This is a genomic window from Streptomyces sp. CBMA156 (assembly GCF_014596515.1).
Lineage (GTDB): Bacteria > Actinomycetota > Actinomycetes > Streptomycetales > Streptomycetaceae > Kitasatospora.
In genome coordinates this window covers 1-16,637 of the sequence record NZ_MSJQ01000456.1, presented here as the reverse complement: position 1 = coordinate 16,637, position 16,637 = coordinate 1, and the positions used below count along the sequence as shown (strand labels likewise).

Here is a 16,637-nt window from a genome sequence, read left to right as displayed (position 1 = left end):
TCGGCGGGGGCCTGGGCCTCGCCGGCGGGGGCCGGGTCCGTACGGCCGCCGCGCGGGGCACCGGGGGCGGGCCTGGGCGCCCGGGGCGGGACCCAGTCGCCCAGGACGGCGTTCATCCCGCGCAGCGGCGGAAGGCCGGCATCCGTGCGGGCAGCGGTCTCGTCCTCGGGCAGACGGCCCCACCAGAAGCGCTCGGTGAACCTCGTCCGGTTGGTCTTGTTGCCGAGCACGGCGGCGACCAGCCCCCAGGCGGGCGCGCCGCCGAGCAGGGCGGAGGCGAGGTCGGAGAAGTGGTCCGGCCCGTCCTGCCAGTGCTCGTCGAGGGCGTCGGCGCCGGGGAGTTCGGCGGTGATGTTCTCCACAGCGCCGTTGTTGGAGGAGGTCACCACGATCTCGCGGCCGGTGAGCCGCGGGTCGAGCCCGGAGACGAAGCGGACGTGGACGCCCTGGCGGTCCTTGCCGCGCCAGGCCCGGCCGACGAACGCCTCCTCGGGCCGCCGGTAGCCGGCCATCACGGCGGCGCGTTCGACCACGAGGGCGGCGACCAGGTCGCGCAGCATGGTGGTCTTGCCGGTGCCGGGCGGACCGTTGACGGAGAACAGGCCGCCGGCGTCGCTGCTCGTGGCGGCGGTGGCGGTTGCGGTGGCGCCCGCGGTGGTACTCGGGGCTCCCGCACGGTCGGCGAGCATGCGGTTGACCGCGAACTGCTGGCTGAGCGCGAGCGGGTACCGCGCCTTGGCGGGCCACCGCCCGGCGGGGACGAGCGCCGGGTCGACGCCCTCCAGCACGGTGAGGCGGTCCCCGCGCAGGTCGGTGCGGGCGCCGACGGAGATGGCCCGGCGGTCGGTCAGGTAGGCCTCCAGGGCGGGGCCGAGGCCGCGTCCCTTACCGTCACCGTCGCCGTCGAGTGCGGCGCGGACCCGGGCGAGGTCGGGCGGGAGGAGGCTGTTGAGGAACGGCTGCGTGGAGGCGGGCTTCGCCTTCGGATCGCGCGGGCGGTGCACCAGCCGGCTCTGGACCCGGATCACCCGCGGGTCGAGGTGCTCCTCGACGCCGCAGAGGTGGGCGATCTGGGCGGTCAGCGCGACCAGGTCCGCGAGCGTGACCGGACGCGGTCCTGTGTCGGCCTCCGGCTCCTCGCCGACCGGCTCCGTCCCCGCGGGCACGGCATCCGTGCCGGCGGTGCCCACACCCTCCGTCTCCGGACGGCGGACCGCCGTCCACGCGGCGACGCGCCGCACCAGCGGTTCCGTCGCCCCCTGCACCGCGGCCCCTGCGACCTCGCCGAACAGCGCACCGACCGCCACGACGGCCGCGCCACCCAGGATCTCCGCGAGCAGCTGCCGCCACCCACGGGCGGCCTCCTCCCCCGGTACGGGCAGCGGGTCCGGCAGCCCGCCGGGTATCGGCGCGTACGGGACCGGCGTGGCGGTCAGCCGCCCCACCGCGACCTCGAACGCCTCGCCCAACTCCTCGAAGCCGTCCAGCCACCCGGGCGCCGACGGCCCCGGATCGAAGAGCCGTCCGGTCGCCCAGGCGCACGCGGAGACCACCGACGTGTCCTCGACCGGCCGCCCGTGCTCGTCCAGGACCAGCGCGAACATCGCGCTCTTCCCCGGCAGCACCAGTTCCTCGTCCGGCACCCCGGGGTTGGGGTCGGTGCCCTTGGGCAGCACCGCGATCATCGCCTGGCGCAGCCGCTCCAGATCGAACACCCCGCCGTACACCTCGTGCCGCCACACCATCCCGCGCGGCGCCCGCCCGGCGGCCGTCTCCGGATGCTCGGACGCCCACGGCAGCAGCGCCGCCGCCTGACCCGCGGCCGGCGTGACGTCCACGACGACGGTGTCCGAGGCCCGGGGCCGGCCGCCGCGCCGCTTGCGCGGCACCTCCGGAATCGACGGCGGACCGAACAACTCGACCGCCCGCCAGCACTCCAGCAGATCCCCCACCCGCCGGTCCCCACGCCCCACCCCGTCGCCCCCTACCTCACTCAGTGGCGCACACCCGCTTCGTGTGCCGATCAACTGGCCGCAGAATCTACCGGACGGTGCCCACGGTGGGGATCCCCACCATGGGCATCCCCCGCCGCGACACCGCCGGCACATGGCACGATGTCCCCGGCACCTTGACACGTCAACAGACCAACGGCGCTGCATCGCAGCGGGGTTAGCAAAGAAACCGCAAAGCCGCCACGCAGCCCCAGGTCGCGAAGGTCCTCCCCGCACCCGCGGGGGTCAGCCGGTCATCGGGGGGCTCCTCAGTCGCGGGTCGTGGTCCTCCCCGCACCCGCGGGGGTCAGCCGAAGAACATGTCGAGGCTGGCCGGGATGAGGTCGTCCTCCCCGCACCCGCGGGGGTCAGCCGGTCAGGTCGCGGGTGGCGGTGACCTCGGCGGCGTCCTCCCCGCACCCGCGGGGGTCAGCCGATCCTCGCGGCCGTCCGCACACACATCTGCCCGTCCTCCCCGCACCCGCGGGGGTCAGCCGTTCGCCTCACCCGAGTTCCGCGCGCAGACCGGGTCCTCCCCGCACCCGCGGGGGTCAGCCGGTCATCAACAAGTTGATCATGCCGATGCAGGCCGGGGCAGGCCGAGAATTCTCGGTCACCGTTGGCGGCGGATCATCGTCAGGCCGTCACGGATGGTGAGGATCGTGGCCACCACGCGGGGGTCCGTCGCGACCTTGAGGTTGAAGGCGTGGACGTGCTCGGCCCATCTGGCGATCAGCAGTTCGAGCCACTCCTGGCCGTCCTTGGCGTCGTCCGGAGGTGTTCGGGGCAGTTCGTCGAGGTGGAGGACGGTTCCGCCCCACAGGGTGTTGTCCACGAGCATCAGGCCGTGGGGGGCGAGCAGCTCTCGGTCCATGACGGTCTCGAAGTATCCGACGTAGCTCGGTTTGTCGGCGTCGATGAAGATGAGGTCGAAGGGCCCGTCGACGGCCCGCAGGCAGTCCGCGGCGTCTTCGGTCCGGGGGATCACCTTGGAGCCGTGCGGACTGGCGGCGAACGCCTCCATGGCCACGGCCCTGGCCCGGCTGTCCACCGCGTAGTTGTCGCAGGTGATCAGTTCCCCGTCCGGGGGGAGGGCGGCGGCCATGGCGAGTGCGGAGTAGCCGGTGAACGTTCCGATCTCCAGCACGCGACGGCACCGCCCGAAGGCGACGAGGGAGCCGAGGACGGAAACCTGTTCCGGTGAGGAGGCCATCTCGGCCCATTCGGGGCAGGTCATGGCCGTCCGGGCGGCCAGGTTCTTCAGCTCCTCGCTGGTGTCGGTGGAGAAGGCCGCAGAGTATTCCTCGATGCCGGGGTCGATGACGGGGTGGCGGTGGAATTTCAGGTCCATCCGGAAGTCTGTTGTGGTCATGGTTCTCTCGCGATTCCGATGCCGGGCTCGGTCCGGAGTGACAGGCCCGAGTCGACGAGCGACCGGGGCATCTGGATGAAGCCGTCCCAGTTGTGGACCATCGAGGACACGGCATGCCGGTGGCGTGTCCCGAACTTCATCGGATCCGTTCCTCCGAAGGCCAGGGTCCGGATGTCGTCGAGGTCCTCGACTCCCGAGACGATGCTGACGAAGGACTGGTGGAGGTCGAGGCGGTCCACCTCCCCGGCCGTGAGCCGCTGCGCCTGGAAGAAGTAGGTGTCCCGGCCCAGGGAGCTCTCGTACACGACCGAGACCAGTACCAGGAACCGCTCGTAGACGTGCCGGTAGGCGGCCTGGTAGAAGGCCGAGGCGTCTTCTTCCGGGACCTCTCCACGGGACAGGGACGCGATCGTGGAAGCCGCCAGCAGGGCGCTGAACATCGCGAGGTGGACCCCGGTGGACAGGAGGGGGTCGAGGAAGCAGGCCGCGTCACCGGCGAGGAACCAGCCCGGCCCGCAGAACCGGTCGGCCACGTACGAGTAGTCCGACTCGGCCCGGACCTCCGAGACCAGCGCGGCGCCCTCCAGACGGCCGGCCATGGCCGATTCCCGGAGGGCCGCGAGGTAGACCTCCTCCATGGACCGGTGACCGGCCAGAAGCCGTTGGAAGTCCTGCGTGCTGGTGACCAGTCCGACGCTGAGGGTGCCGTTGCGCAGGGGGATGCCCCAGAGCCAGCCGTACGGGAGCGAGACGTTGCTGGTGGCGCCCTCGGGGCTGCCGTCCGGGAGCGGGCCGTAGTCCTTCCAGTACCCCCATACCCCGATGTTCTTGAAGACCTCGTGGTACCGGCGCATCCTGAAGTGCCGCCGTCCCAGGACCCCGTGGCGCCCCGAGGCGTCGACGACGTGGCGGAAGGCGATCCTGCCGGACCGCTCCGGGCCCACCCATCGCGCGGCGACGGCGCGGCCGTCCTCGAAGGCGACCGACTCGACGGACACCCCCTCGTGCACGTCGACTCCCTGGCTCCTCGAGTGCTCCAGCATGAGGAGGTCGAACTCCGCGCGGCTCACCTGCCAGCTGTAGCCCGCGTGTCCGAAGGTGGTGATGTCCCGGAAGTGGACCTGCCACTCCTCGTCGCCCCAGTCGAAGAACCCGCCGTACTTGCGCTGGAACCCGAAGTCCTCGACCTTCCCCCTCGCTCCGAGGAGTTCCAGGAACTCCGGGCACGACGGCAGGAGCGACTCCCCGATGTGGTAACGGGGGAAGGACTCCCTTTCGAGGAGGGTCACCGACAGGCCCGCGCGGGCGAGCAGGGTGGCGGTGCTGGAGCCCGCCGGTCCGCCACCGATCACGAGGACGTCCGTGGACTGCGGGATGCTCATCCTTCCTCCTCGGGCCCGTCCACGTTCTGCACGATCGGACCGTGTCCGTAGCGGAAGACCACAGCCAGAACGTCGGATTCGAGAGCCGCCTTCCGGTGGACGATCCCGGCCGGCTCGTAGAGCCAGTCCCCCGGACCCGCCTCGACCGACTTCGCGCCGCCGGGCCCGTAGTCGAGCCGCACCGACCCCGAGACGATGTGGGCGACCGATTCCCACGCGGGATGCGTGTGCCATCCCGACGTGGAGCCCTTCTCGATCCTCACGAATCCGGCCCACAGGCCGTTGCCGTCGAAAGCCTCCTCCCTGGCGATCCCCGCGACATCGGAAAAGGACCTCAGGGTCGGGACCTTGGAGATCTCGTCACGTGGCAGTTCCCGCATCGCAGCGCTCCTCAGCCAGGGCCGGGAAATCAATCCCGGGTCCTGCTACCACTTTAATCCCGATATGTCGCTACACGCCCGACTGAATACCGAGGGTGACTTCCTCCTACGAGGACAGCCCTCGGCGTGGTGGTGCGAGCAAGGTCAGGCCGCCTCGACCGGCGGGTCAGGTGCTGCGCCACCAGATGCGTATCCGCTTCGCATCGGCGGCCGCAGCCTCGACGGACCGCTCTCACTCCGCGGCCGGCCCGTACCCCGAACGGCTGCGCCAGCGGCACTGCAGGCGGCAAGGACGGTGAGGGCGGCGCGACGCGTTGACCGCCCTGAGGGCGTGGTGCGGGTCACGGGGCGAACGTAGCGGTGTGCGCCATGGCCATCAACAGGCCGAACCCGACCCCCCGGAGATGCGGATCGCCGTCCAGTTCGTTCCGCCCTCCCGCGGCGTGAACTCAAGCCGCTGGGAGTCGCCGCCCAGGAGTTGGCCGCACACCGTCCCGCTCGCGTTGACGGAGCCGTCCGCGTTCAGGAGTGTGACGACGATTCCGAACTGCCTGGCGAGGGCGGTGTTCGGGTCGTGCGAGGTCACGTCGAGGAGGAGGTCAATGGTCGTGGTGTTCACCGGGTTGGCCTGGCTCAGGACCACGCTGTACCCGCCGGTCGTGTAGGTGCGGGCAAGCGCTTGCTGCCGGGCAACCGCACCACCGGACGCGGCGGACGCGGAAGCAGACACGGATGCCGATGCTGATGCCGATGCTGATGCCGACGCCGCGGCGGCCGACGCGGTCGCCTCCGCGACCGCCGAATCATGGGTGCCGCCCGCCCCCTTCGCGGCGAGGGCGGCAGCCAGCGCGCCCGTGGGCGACGGGTCCGGCTGCGGCCTGCCGTCCTCCGGAGTCAACTCCCGGACGGTGGCGGAGCCGATGTGACAGGCCAGGCTACGGCCGGTCGGGCTGCCCGCGATGCCGGCGCCGGCGATGATGTGCCGCCCGGTCGGCACGTAGTAGACCATGCGGCCGGCGTTGAAGGCGGGGCGCCCACCGTCGGTGCAGGCGAGGTCGATCGTGTAGGCGCGTATGGAGGAGGCCGGGTTGTCGACCGAGATCGCGCACCGCCCCCACTGCACCCGACCGCCCGAAGCGGGATCGACACCCTCCGACGTACACATGATCACTTCAGCGTCCGCACTGCGGCCCTGCTCTCCGGCGGGGGACGAACATCCGGCCAGCGCGGCCACGGTAGTCAGGGCTGCCGCCACACAGGTGGCGGTCGCGAAAGCGCGGCGCATGAGGGCACTCCTGGCGTAGGACGGGACGTGGCCGACATCCTCCCGCAAACGGCCTCCGGCGAGTCGGCGAAAGGAGGCGCCGGCCTCACCGCGACCTCCACCACCGCCGGCCGCGCAGTCCGCACGAAGACTCTCAACCGATCGGTTGAATAAGGCCGTCCGGCGGCGTAGCGTTGTTCTCAACCAATCGGTTGAGAACGAACAGGGGTGTGCGGTGGCTGTCGACGAGCTGTCCCGGGCGTTCGTGGCGCTGGGCGATCCGACCCGGCGGGACATCGTGGCCCGGCTGGCGATCCGCGATGCGAGCGTCGGCGAGTTGGCGGAGTCCTACGCGATGTCCATGCAGGCTGTCTCCAAGCACCTGAAGGTGCTGGAGGAGGCCGGGCTGGTGAGTCGCAGCCGGGACGGGCAGCGGCGGCCGTGCCATCTGGAGCCGCAGGTGTTCGACCTGATGACGAGCTGGATCGAACGGTACCGGCGCCGGGCGGAGGAGCGGTTCGGGCGACTGGACGCCCTGCTCGCCGAGATGGCCGACGACGAGAGCAACGACGGACGCCCAGGCCTCACCCCGGAAACCCGGCGGACCGAAGAGACCGAAGAGAACCACCGACCCGAGCAGAGCGAAGGAGCCCCGTCATGACTTCCACCAACGGCCCCGAGACCCGCATCGAGGCAGACCCCCAGCTGCCCACCATCCGGATCGTCCGTGAGTTCGACGCACCGCAGGAGCGGGTGTTCCGGGCCTGGATCGAGCCCGAGCTGGTCGCCCGCTGGATCGGCCCGAAGAACCACGACACGAAGATCGACACCTGGGAGGGCCGCACCGGCGGGCACTACCGCTACTCGATGCACCACGAGGGCCAGGAGATCGCGGCCTTCTACGGTTCCTTCCACGAGGTCCGGCCGGCCACCCGGCTCGTCCAGACCTTCACCTACGAGGGCATGCCGGACGGCGTCTCGCTGGACACCGCGACGTTCGAGCCCGCCGGGGACGGCCGCACCCGCGTCACCGTGCTGTCGGTGGTCGACAGCATGACGATCCGCGACGCCATCCTGGCCAGCGGCATGGAGAAGGGCGTCATCGAGGGCTACCAGAAGCTGGACGCCCTGCTCGCCGGTTCCTGACCGGCCCCGCTCGCCGCGAGTGCGCCCTGCCGGACCGGGTCCGGCAGGGCGCACTCGCCATGTCTGACGGCGCGTCCCCGGCCGCCCCCACCACCCGTCGCGCGCAACCGGCCACCCTTCACGGAAAGCGCTTTCCAAGCGGCCTCGAACTGGGTAGTCTCGATCACCATGGCAGGCCCCCTGCCTCCCCTCCCGCAGCGTGCCGCGCCCCAGGCCACCGGCCGGCGGGACTGGCCGTCCGACGGCCGCACCCTCCCCGAAGCCCTCCGAAAGCTGGCCCCTGATGCTCGACCACGACGAAACCGGGTACCTCCGCGACGGAGTGCCGCACCGCGTCGTCTCCGGTGCCCTGCACTACTTCCGCGTCCATCCCGACCTCTGGGAGGACCGCCTGCGCCGGCTGCGCGCGATGGGTGCCAACACCGTCGACACCTACATCCCCTGGAACTTCCACGAACTGCCGACCGGCGCCTTCGACTTCACCGGCTGGCGCGACCTGGCCCGCTTCTGCCGCACCGCGGGGGAGATGGGCCTCGACGTCATCCTGCGGCCCGGCCCCTACATCTGCGCGGAGTGGGAGTTCGGCGGCCTGCCCGCCCGGCTGCTCGCCACCGACGGGATGCGGCTGCGCTGCGCCGACCCGGCCTACCTGGCCGAGGTGGACGGCTGGTTCGACGCCGTCGTGCCCGAGATCCTGCCGCTCCTGGCCGGCCGGGGCGGCCCGGTGGTGGCGGTGCAGATCGAGAACGAGTACGGCAGCTACGGCAACGACGCCGCCTACCTCCGCCACCTGCGCGACGGCCTGCTCGCCCGCGGCGTCGACTGCCTGCTGTTCACGGCGGACGGGGCCGAGGACGCGATGCAGCAGGGCGGCGGCGTTCCCGGTCACCTCGCCACCGCGACGTTCGGTTCCCGGCCCGCCGAGCGCTTCGAGGTGCTGCGGCGCTACCAGCCCGAGGGCCCGATGACGGCGATGGAGTTCTGGATCGGCTGGTTCGACCACTGGGGCGAGCCGCACCACGTACGGGACGCCGCCGAGTCCGCCCGGGCGCTGGACGACCTCCTCGCCGCCGGAGGCTCCGTCAACCTCTACATGGCCCACGGCGGCACCAACTTCGGCTTCTGGGCCGGCGCCAACCACACCGGCACCCTCCCGTCCGACACCGGGTTCCAGCCGACCGTCACCAGCTACGACTACGACGCGCCGATCGGCGAGGCCGGCGAACTCACCGAGAAGTTCCACGCCTTCCGCGCCGTCATCGGCAAGTACCTGCCCCTGCCCGAGGGCGAGCTGCCCGAGCCCGACCCCCGCGTCGCTCCCCAGCGGGTCCGGCGCCGCGCCGCCTCGGCCCGGCTCCTGGCGAACCTCGACGCCCTGTCCGAGCCGGTGCGCAGCCCGGTGCCCGAGCCGATGGAGAAGGTCGGCCAGTCCCTCGGCCTCATCCACTACCGCACCCGGATCTCCGGCCCGCGGCCGTCCATGCCGCTGCGCATCGACGGAATCGGCGACCGCGCCCACGTGTTCGCGGACGGCCGGCCGCTCGGCGTCCTGCACCGCGACGCCCCGGCGGAGACCCTGCCGCTGGAGGTCGGCCCCGAGGGCGTCGTGCTGGACATCCTGGTCGAGGCGCTCGGCCGGGTGAACTACGGCCCCCTGCTGGACGACCGCAAGGGCATCACCCGCGGCGTCTCGCACGGCCACCAGCGGCTGTTCGACTGGGAGATCCGTCCGCTGCCGCTCTCCGACCTGGGGCACCTGCGCTACGAGGACCCGGACCCGGCGGGCGACGCGGACCCGGCCTTCCACCGCTTCGAGGCCTCGCTCACCGAGCCCGCCGACGCCTTCGTCGCCCTGCCCGGCTGGACCCGCGGGCTCCTCTGGCTGAACGGCTTCCTGCTCGGCCGCTACTCCGCCCAGGGACCGCAGCAGACCCTCTACGCCCCGGCTCCGCTCTGGCGGGCGGGCGTCAACGAGCTCGTCCTGCTCGAACTGGACGGCCACGGGGAGGAGATCGAGCTCCGCGACCGGCCCGACCTCGGGCCGCTCGCCGCCGCCCCCAGCTCCGAGTACTGAGCCCGGGGAAACTCGCGGGAGCCCGCACACCGGCGGCCGTGCCCCCTCCTGGGAGCACGGCCGCCGACCGCTGTCCGGAAGCGGGGGCGAGAAGCCGGCACCGGGGATTCCACCGCGAAACGCCCGAGGGCCGCAGGAGTCGGGTGACTCCTGCGGCCCTCGGCGCACCGCCGGACGGGGGCTCTCCCCCGGTCAGGCGGTACGGTCCAGGTCGCCGCGCAGCACCGGGTGGGCGAAGGGGCTGCCGTCCGCGTAGCGGGCCAGCTCGTCCGCCGCCGCGGCCGCCATCCGCCACAGCTCACCGCCGAGCGAGCCGGCCACGTGCGGGGTGAGCAGCACGTTGGGCAGGTCGTACAGCGGCGAGTCGGCGGGCAGCACCTCCGGGACGGTGACGTCCAGAACGGCGCCGAGGCGGCCCGTGACCAGTTCCTCGACCAGGGCGTCCTGGTCGATCAGCGACCCGCGGGAGGTGTTCACCAGCGTCGTCCCGTCGCGCATCAGGGCGAGCCTGCGGCGGTCGATCATGTGCCGGGTGCCGGGCAGTTCGGGCGCGTGCACGCTCACCACGTCGCTGCGCTCGCACAGTTCGTCGAGCGTCACCGAGCGGGCGCCCAGCGCGGCGGCCTCGGCCTCGTCCACGTACGGGTCGTGGAGCAGCAGCTCCAGGTCGAAGGGGCGGAGCAGTTCGAGGACGCGGCGGCCGATCCGGGAGGCGCCGACGATGCCCGTGGTGCGCCGGTAGTTGCCGGCCGCGGGGTAGGCGGCCTGCCAGTCGTGCGGGGCCCGCCGGGCGCGGTAGTCGGCGCTGAGCCTGAGCACCTGCTTGTTGGCGAACAGCACGTTGGCGACGGTGTACTCGGCGACGGGCAGGGCGTTGGCCCAGGCGGCCGAGGAGACCTGGATGCCGCGCTCCCAGCAGGCCGCGGTGACGTGGTGCTTGACCGATCCGGCGGCGTGGACGACGGCGCGCAGCCGGGGCGCGGCGGCGAGGACGGCCTCGTCGAGCGGCGGGCAGCCCCAGCTGCTGACGATCACCTCGGTCTCGGCGAGCACGGCGGCCGCCTCGGGGGAGGTGAAGTCGTCGACGACGAACACGGGGTCGAGCTCGGCGAGGGTGGTGAGCCGGTCCATGGTCTCGTCGTCGACCAGCCGGCCGACGAGGTCCGGGGTCATGGCCAGCAGGGCGCGCGGGCGCCGTCGCGGCGAGGCGGGTGAACTCCCGTGCGCGGCGGTCGGGTTCGGCGGGTTGGACACGTGGTTCTCCGGCGCGGTCGTGGAGTCTGCTGTCTGGTGGGTCACTTGACGCTTCCCGCGGTCAGGCCGGCCTTCCAGTGGCGCTGGAGGCCGACGAACGCGACGACCAGCGGCACGACGGCCAGCAGCGAGCCGGTGACGACCAGCGGGTAGAACTCGGGGAAGGCGTGGGTCTGGGTGTTCCACGAGTAGAGGCCGAGGCTGACCGGGAAGAGCCGGTTGTCGGAGAGCATCACCAGCGGCAGGAAGAAGTTGTTCCAGATCGCGGTGAACTGGAACAGGAACACCGTGACGAAGCCGGGCATGACCATCCTGAGCCCGATCGACCAGAAGGTGCGCAGCTCGCTCGCGCCGTCCGTGCGGGCGGCCTCCAGCACCTCGCCGGGGATGTAGCCGGCGCAGAACACCCGGGAGAGGTAGACCCCGAAGGGGTTCACCAGGGAGGGCAGGAAGACCGCCCAGAAGGTGTTGGCGAGGCCGAGCTCGGAGGCGAGCAGGTACATCGGCAGGGCCAGGGCCGTGGTCGGCACCAGCACGCCGAGCAGGACCAGCCCGAACAGCTTCTCCTTGCCCCGGAACTCGTACACGTGGAAGGCGTAGCCGGCGCAGACGCAGACGAGGGCGCAGAGCACGGCCCCGATGCCCGCGTAGAGCAGCGAGTTGAGGTACCAGCGGAAGTAGATGCCGTCGCCGGTGGTGGCGAGGGCGTGCAGGTTGTCGCCGAGGTGCCAGTTGGACGGCGTGAGGCCGTGGCCGCCCAGGAGGTCGCCGGTGTTCTTGGCGGCGGCGGTGAGCAGCCAGCCGAGCGGCAGCAGCGTGTAGGCGGCGGCCAGCACGAGGGCGCCGTTGACGGCGGCCTTGGAGAGCGTCCAGGGCGTGCGCGGGGCGCGGTCGCGGCCGGCCTTGGGCGCGCGCGGGCGCCTGCGGGTGTCGCGTTCGGGGGCGAGGGTGGTCATGCCGAGTCCTCCGTGCGGCGGGCGGGGCGGGTGCGGGTCGCCCAGGTGACGAGGAAGGACAGGACGGCCGCGGTGATGGCGAGCAGCACCGAGGAGGCGGCGGCGAGGCCGTAGTCGCCGCGGTCGAAGGCGGCGGTGTAGGCGTACATGTTGGGAGTCCAGGTGCTGACGACGCCGGGTGAGGCGCCGTGCAGGATCATCGGTTCGGTGAACAGCTGGAGGGAGCCGATCACGGTGAACAGGCCGACCATCACGATCGAGGCGCGGATCAGCGGGATCTTGATGCTGAGGACGGTGCGCAGCGGGCCGGCGCCGTCCACGACGGCGGCCTCCAGCACCTCGCGCGGGACGGCCTGGAGCGCGGCGTAGAAGATGACGGTGTTGTAGCCGACCCACTCCCAGAGCGCGATGTTGACCACCGCGGGCAGCGGGTTGCCCAGCAGGTCGGGGCTGCTCCCGACGGAGTTCAGCGCCTCGATGACCGGGCTGATGCCGGGGGTGTACAGGTACATCCAGATCAGGGCGGCGATGATGCCGGGCACCGCGTGCGGCAGGAACAGCGCGAGCTGGAAGAAGCGCCGGGCGCGGGCCAGCGTGGAGTCCAGGAGCAGCGCGAACGTCAGGGACAGGCCGACCATCAGCGGGATGTACAGCAGGCAGTACAGGGCCGTGGTCCAGAAGCCCTCGCGGAAGGCCTGGTCGCCGAGGGCGCGGGTGTAGTTGCCGAGGCCGGTGAAGACCGTCTCGATGCCGCCGAAGCCGAGGCCGGAGCGGTGCTCCGTGTAGAGGCTGAGGTGGACGGCGTACCCGATCGGGACGAGGGTGCAGGCGGTGAAGAGGATCAGGAACGGCGCGAGGAGCAGGGCGGGCGCGCCGTACCGTCCGTACCGGCGCCGCCCGCGGGTGGGGCGGGCGGGCGCGGTACGGGCGGCGCGGTCGGTTGGAGCGGTGGTCACTGGGCGACCTTGATTCCGCGGTTCTTCAGCTCGGCGACGGTGGCCTGCTGCGCGGCGTCCACGGAGGACTGGACGGTGCCGCCCTGGGTGAGCTTGCCGAAGGCGTCCTTGAGGGAGGTGTTGGTGGCGCCCATGGCCGGGCCCCACTGCCAGCCGGGCTTGATGGACTTGGCGGCGTCGGCGTAGATCGCGTAGACGTCCTGGCCGCCGTAGAAGTCCGTCTTGAACGCGCCCTGGGCGACGGGCACCAGGGCCGGCGCGGCCGGGTAGGCGGAGGAGGTGCCGGAGGCGATGCGGGCGCTGAAGCCCTCGGGCGTGGTGGTGGCCCAGGTGGCGAACTCCACCGCGGCCTTGGCCTTCTTGCTGTTCTTGGAGACCGCGAAGGTGGTGCCGCCGACCATGCCGCTGGCGGGGGTGCCGTCCCAGGTGGGGACGGGGGCGACGGCCCACTTGCCGGAGGCGTCGGGGACGGTGCCCTTGAGCACTCCGCCGCCCCAGGAGGCGCCGAGGTAGCCGGCCGTCTCGCCCTTCTGCAGGGAGGCCGTCCACTGCTGACTGAAGGACGGCATGACCCGGACGAGGTCGTCGTTGATCAGCTGCTGCCAGTAGTCGCTGACCTTCTTGGTCTCCGCGCCGGTGGCGTCGACCTTCCAGGAGTCGCCCGAGCTCTTGAACCAGTGGGCGTCGGCCTGCCAGGCCATGGCCTCGAAGGTGGTCGGGTCGTCGGGGAAGAAGGTGGCGATCCGGGCGTCCGGCTTGGCCTCCTTCAGCTTCTGGGCGGCGGTGCGGAACTCGTCCCAGGTCTTCGGCGCGGTGACGCCGGCCTGGTCGAGGAGGTCCTTGCGGTAGTAGAAGGCCTGCGGGGAGGCGTCCAGCGGCAGGGCCCAGGTGCTGCCGCCGAGGGTGGTCAGGTCCAGGGCCTGGTTCAGGTACTTGGACTTGACGTCGTCCGTGACGAACTTGCCGAGGTCCTGGACGGCCCCCTGGCTGACGAAGTCCGGCAGCTGCGAGTACTCGACGTTGAACACGTCGGGCGCGTTGCCCGCCTTGACCGCGTTGGAGATCTTCGCGTAGCCGCCGGCGACCCCGGCGGGGATCTCCTCGTAGGTCACCTGGATGTCCGGGTGGGAGGCGTTGAAGGCGGCCACGACCTCCTTGGTGCCCTTGGCCCAGCCCCAGAAGGTGAGGGTGGTGGGCTTGCCGTCGTCGGAACCACCGCTCGACGAACCGCTCGAAGAACCGCTGCCGCAGGCCGCGAGGGACGTCACGCAGAGGGCGGACGCGACGAGGGCCGCGGCCAGACGGGGGGCTCTGCGGACCGGGGTGGGGGTGGTGGGCATGGCTCGTCTCCTGTCGGAGGGGTGCGAGGGGTGTGGCCATCCTGGGACCGCGCTCCGATCGAAGTCAAGACTTTCTGATCAAATGATCCTCTTCGATCTGACATACCCGGCAACGTTCAGGCTTCTTTACGGGAATGCACCCTTTCCGTGATGTTCACCCCCGTCCGCGCGGATCATTTGATCAATACGATGGACGATCGATCTGGGGTTGTTCCCGGATCCGGTCCCCCCGACCCGGCCGAGGAGCCCCGCATGCCCCCGATCGAGCTACCGCCCGAAGACCGCACGCTCAGCCCCGTCACCGGCTGGACCAGGGCCCACTGGGAGGCCGCCGCCGACGGCCTGCTGGCCGCCGTCCGCCGCCACGCGGGCCCCGGACACGCGCTGATCGGGCTGCCGGGCGACCGCCCCAGCTGGTCGGGCCCCCGCTCGGACGGGCTGGAGGGGTACGCCAGGACCTTCCTGCTGGCCGCCTTCCGCGTCGCGGGCGCCGGCGGCGACGACCCCCACGGGCTGCTCCCCGCCTACGCGGAAGGGCTCGCCGCCGGCACCCGCCGCCCGACCACCGAACGCGCCCGCACCGACGCCGACCCCGCCTCCTGGCCGGTGATCACCGACCGGGGCCAGGCCATGGTCGAGGCCGCCTCGATCGCCCTGGCCCTGCGGATCACCCGCCCCTGGCTCTGGGACCGGCTGGACCACGACGTGCGCGAACGGGCCGGCGCCTGGCTGGCCGGCGCCCTCCACCGGGCCCCGGTGGACAACAACTGGTGGCTCTTCCCGCTGACCGTCGGCGGCTTCCTCGCCGAGGCGGGCATCGACGACGCGGCCGCGGAACAGGCCGTGGAGCGCGGCCTCGCGAGGATCGAGTCCTGGTACCGGGGCGACGGCTGGTACACCGACGGGCGCCCGCGCGCCTTCGACCACTACAACGGCTGGGCCTTCCACCTCTACCCCGTCCTCCACGCCCATCTGGGCGGCGACCGGCGGCTGCTCGACCTGTACGGCGGCCGGCTCGCCGCCCACCTCGACGCCTGCGCGCACGCCTTCGGCGCCGACGGCGCCCCCGTCCACCAGGGCCGCTCGCTCACCTACCGCTTCGCTGCCGCGGCCCCGCTGTGGGCCGGGGCGCTGTCCGGGCACACCCCACTGTCCGCGGGCACCACCCGCCGCCTCGCCTCCGGTGCCCTGCGGTACTTCCTCGACCACGGCGCGCTCGACGCCGAGGGCCTGCTCACCTCCGGCTGGCACGGGCCGTACCCGCCGATGGTGCAGCCGTACTCGGGACCCGCCTCGCCGTACTGGGCCAGCAAGGGCTTCCTCGGACTGCTGCTCCCGCCGGACCACCCGGTGTGGACGGCCGTCGAGGAGCCCGGGCCCGCCGAACTCGGCGACGCCGTCCGGCCGCTCCCCCGCCCCGGCTGGCTGATCCAGTCCACCGCCGCCGACGGCCTCGTCCGGCTGCACAACCACGGCAGCGACGACCAGCCCGCGGACGAGGTGCTGCCCGACGACCCGCTCTACGCGCGCCTCGCCCACTCCACCGCGACCGGGCCGGTGCTGGACGGTCCGCCGGACAACCACCTCGGGCTGGTGGTCGGCGGCGCGCTCACCGAGCGCGGCCCGATCCGGCCGCTCGGCGCCGGCGCCGGCTGGGCCGCCTCCGAACACCGGCCCCGGACGGGCGGCGCGGAGCTCCCCGGGGCCGTCGTGACCTCGCTCGTCCTCGCCGCCGGGGCCGAGGAGGTGCACGCCCACCTGGTCACCGGGGCCGAACCCGGTACCGAGGTCCGGCACAGCGGGTGGGCGGTGGCGGGCGACCGCGTCGGGACCTCCGTGGCCGGACCGCTCGCCACCGCCACCGCCACCGGTCCCGACGGCGGACGGCTCGTCTCGCTGCTGAGCCACGCGGACGGCTTCACCACGGCCGCCACCGACCCGCTGCCCTCGGGCACCGCGTTCGGCGCCGTCGGCGCGGTGCCCCGCGTCACCGGGCGGACCACCGGCACGGCCACGCTGTTCGTCAGCACCGCGCGGCTCTCCCGGGGCACGGCACACCCGCCCCTCACGGCCGTCGAGATCCGGACCGAGCGGGTGCCCGAGGGCCACCGCCTCCACGTCCGCTGGCCGGACGGCGGGCGGCACACCGCCCTGCTCGCCACCGGCTCCGTCACCGTCCACCGGGAGGACTGACCACCATGCGACTCGCCCTCTCCACCCTCGGCCTGCCGGGCCTCCCGCTCGCCGAGGTGCTCCGGCTGGCGGCCGAGCACCACTGGCAGGGACTCGAACTGCGGTGCGCGCCCGGCGAACCCGTGCACCCCGCCATGACGGCCGGCGAACTGCGGAGCGCCCGAAGGGAGTTCGCCGCCCACGGGATCACCCCGCTCGCCGTCGCCTCCTACCTCGGGGTCGCCGCGCCCGGCGACGACGACCGGCTGGTCGCCGCCCTGACCGACCACCTGCGGCTGGCCGCCGACCTCGGGGCGCGCCACCTGCGCGTCTTCCCGCACGGCGCGGAG

The 16,637-nt window shown here is 72.6% G+C and carries 12 protein-coding genes, 2 pseudogenes and 1 CRISPR repeat array; of the genes and pseudogenes, 5 read left to right on the top strand and 9 right to left on the bottom strand.

Going from position 1 to position 16,637, the window contains the following annotated elements:
• The 5 genes and pseudogenes from BU198_RS41615 to BU198_RS41595 all read right to left on the bottom strand — a co-directional run.
• Positions 1 to 1,952 (bottom strand): annotated as a pseudogene (locus BU198_RS41615) (hypothetical protein); the annotation flags it as partial.
• A 263-nt stretch (positions 1,953 to 2,215) separates the two neighbouring features.
• A CRISPR array of direct repeats spans positions 2,216 to 2,549; the repeat unit is 29 nt; unit sequence GTCCTCCCCGCACCCGCGGGGGTCAGCCG.
• 55 nt (positions 2,550 to 2,604) lie between these two features.
• Positions 2,605 to 3,342, bottom strand: coding sequence for an O-methyltransferase (locus BU198_RS41610; RefSeq protein WP_188301899.1), 738 nt, complete (start codon positions 3,340 to 3,342; stop codon positions 2,605 to 2,607).
• A 17-nt stretch (positions 3,343 to 3,359) separates the two neighbouring features.
• Positions 3,360 to 4,745 carry an NAD(P)/FAD-dependent oxidoreductase gene (locus tag BU198_RS41605; RefSeq protein ID WP_188301898.1) on the bottom strand — a complete coding sequence of 462 codons (1,386 nt, stop codon included), beginning with the start codon at positions 4,743 to 4,745 and terminating at the stop codon, positions 3,360 to 3,362.
• Positions 4,742 to 5,125 carry a cupin domain-containing protein gene (locus BU198_RS41600; RefSeq protein ID WP_188301897.1) on the bottom strand — a complete coding sequence of 128 codons (384 nt, stop codon included), beginning with the start codon at positions 5,123 to 5,125 and terminating at the stop codon, positions 4,742 to 4,744. Before BU198_RS41600 ends, BU198_RS41605 begins: the two co-directional genes overlap by 4 nt.
• A gap of 376 nt (positions 5,126 to 5,501) precedes the next feature.
• On the bottom strand, positions 5,502 to 6,410 hold the full coding sequence (locus BU198_RS41595) for a hypothetical protein (RefSeq protein ID WP_188301896.1): 909 nt from the start codon (positions 6,408 to 6,410) through the stop codon (positions 5,502 to 5,504).
• A gap of 214 nt (positions 6,411 to 6,624) precedes the next feature.
• Here BU198_RS41595 and BU198_RS41590 point away from each other — a divergent pair, with 214 nt between their 5' ends.
• The 3 genes from BU198_RS41590 (at position 6,625) to BU198_RS41580 (ending at position 9,609) form a co-directional block, all read left to right on the top strand.
• A complete protein-coding gene (locus BU198_RS41590; RefSeq protein ID WP_188301895.1) occupies positions 6,625 to 7,050 on the top strand; it encodes an ArsR/SmtB family transcription factor in 426 nt (141 codons plus the stop codon).
• On the top strand, positions 7,047 to 7,535 hold the full coding sequence (locus BU198_RS41585; protein WP_188301894.1) for an SRPBCC family protein: 489 nt from the start codon (positions 7,047 to 7,049) through the stop codon (positions 7,533 to 7,535). The genes BU198_RS41590 and BU198_RS41585 overlap by 4 nt, the downstream gene beginning before the upstream one ends.
• Before the next feature lie 283 nt (positions 7,536 to 7,818).
• Positions 7,819 to 9,609 carry a glycoside hydrolase family 35 protein gene (locus BU198_RS41580; protein ID WP_188301893.1) on the top strand — a complete coding sequence of 597 codons (1,791 nt, stop codon included), beginning with the start codon at positions 7,819 to 7,821 and terminating at the stop codon, positions 9,607 to 9,609.
• Positions 9,610 to 9,801: 192 nt separating this feature from the next.
• Here the strand turns inward: BU198_RS41580 and BU198_RS41575 are convergent, their stop codons facing one another.
• The 4 genes from BU198_RS41575 to BU198_RS41560 all read right to left on the bottom strand — a co-directional run bounded on the left by BU198_RS41575 (position 9,802) and on the right by BU198_RS41560 (position 14,115).
• Positions 9,802 to 10,782: a hydroxyacid dehydrogenase gene (locus BU198_RS41575; protein ID WP_188301900.1), complete on the bottom strand. Its 981-nt coding sequence runs from the start codon at positions 10,780 to 10,782 to the stop codon at positions 9,802 to 9,804.
• A gap of 122 nt (positions 10,783 to 10,904) precedes the next feature.
• Positions 10,905 to 11,819 (bottom strand): carbohydrate ABC transporter permease, encoded by a 915-nt coding sequence (locus BU198_RS41570; protein WP_188301892.1) that lies wholly within the window; start codon positions 11,817 to 11,819, stop codon positions 10,905 to 10,907.
• Positions 11,816 to 12,775, bottom strand: a complete 960-nt coding sequence (locus BU198_RS41565; protein ID WP_188301891.1) for a carbohydrate ABC transporter permease — start codon at positions 12,773 to 12,775, stop codon at positions 11,816 to 11,818. Before BU198_RS41565 ends, BU198_RS41570 begins: the two co-directional genes overlap by 4 nt.
• Entirely contained in the window at positions 12,772 to 14,115 is a 1,344-nt protein-coding gene (locus BU198_RS41560) for an ABC transporter substrate-binding protein (protein ID WP_188301890.1), read from the bottom strand. Before BU198_RS41560 ends, BU198_RS41565 begins: the two co-directional genes overlap by 4 nt.
• Before the next feature lie 252 nt (positions 14,116 to 14,367).
• Between BU198_RS41560 and BU198_RS41555 the strand changes: the two genes are divergently transcribed.
• Both BU198_RS41555 and BU198_RS41550 read left to right on the top strand, forming a co-directional pair.
• Entirely contained in the window at positions 14,368 to 16,308 is a 1,941-nt protein-coding gene (locus BU198_RS41555) for a DUF2264 domain-containing protein (RefSeq protein ID WP_188301889.1), read from the top strand.
• A 5-nt stretch (positions 16,309 to 16,313) separates the two neighbouring features.
• Positions 16,314 to 16,637 (top strand): annotated as a pseudogene (locus BU198_RS41550) (TIM barrel protein); the annotation flags it as partial.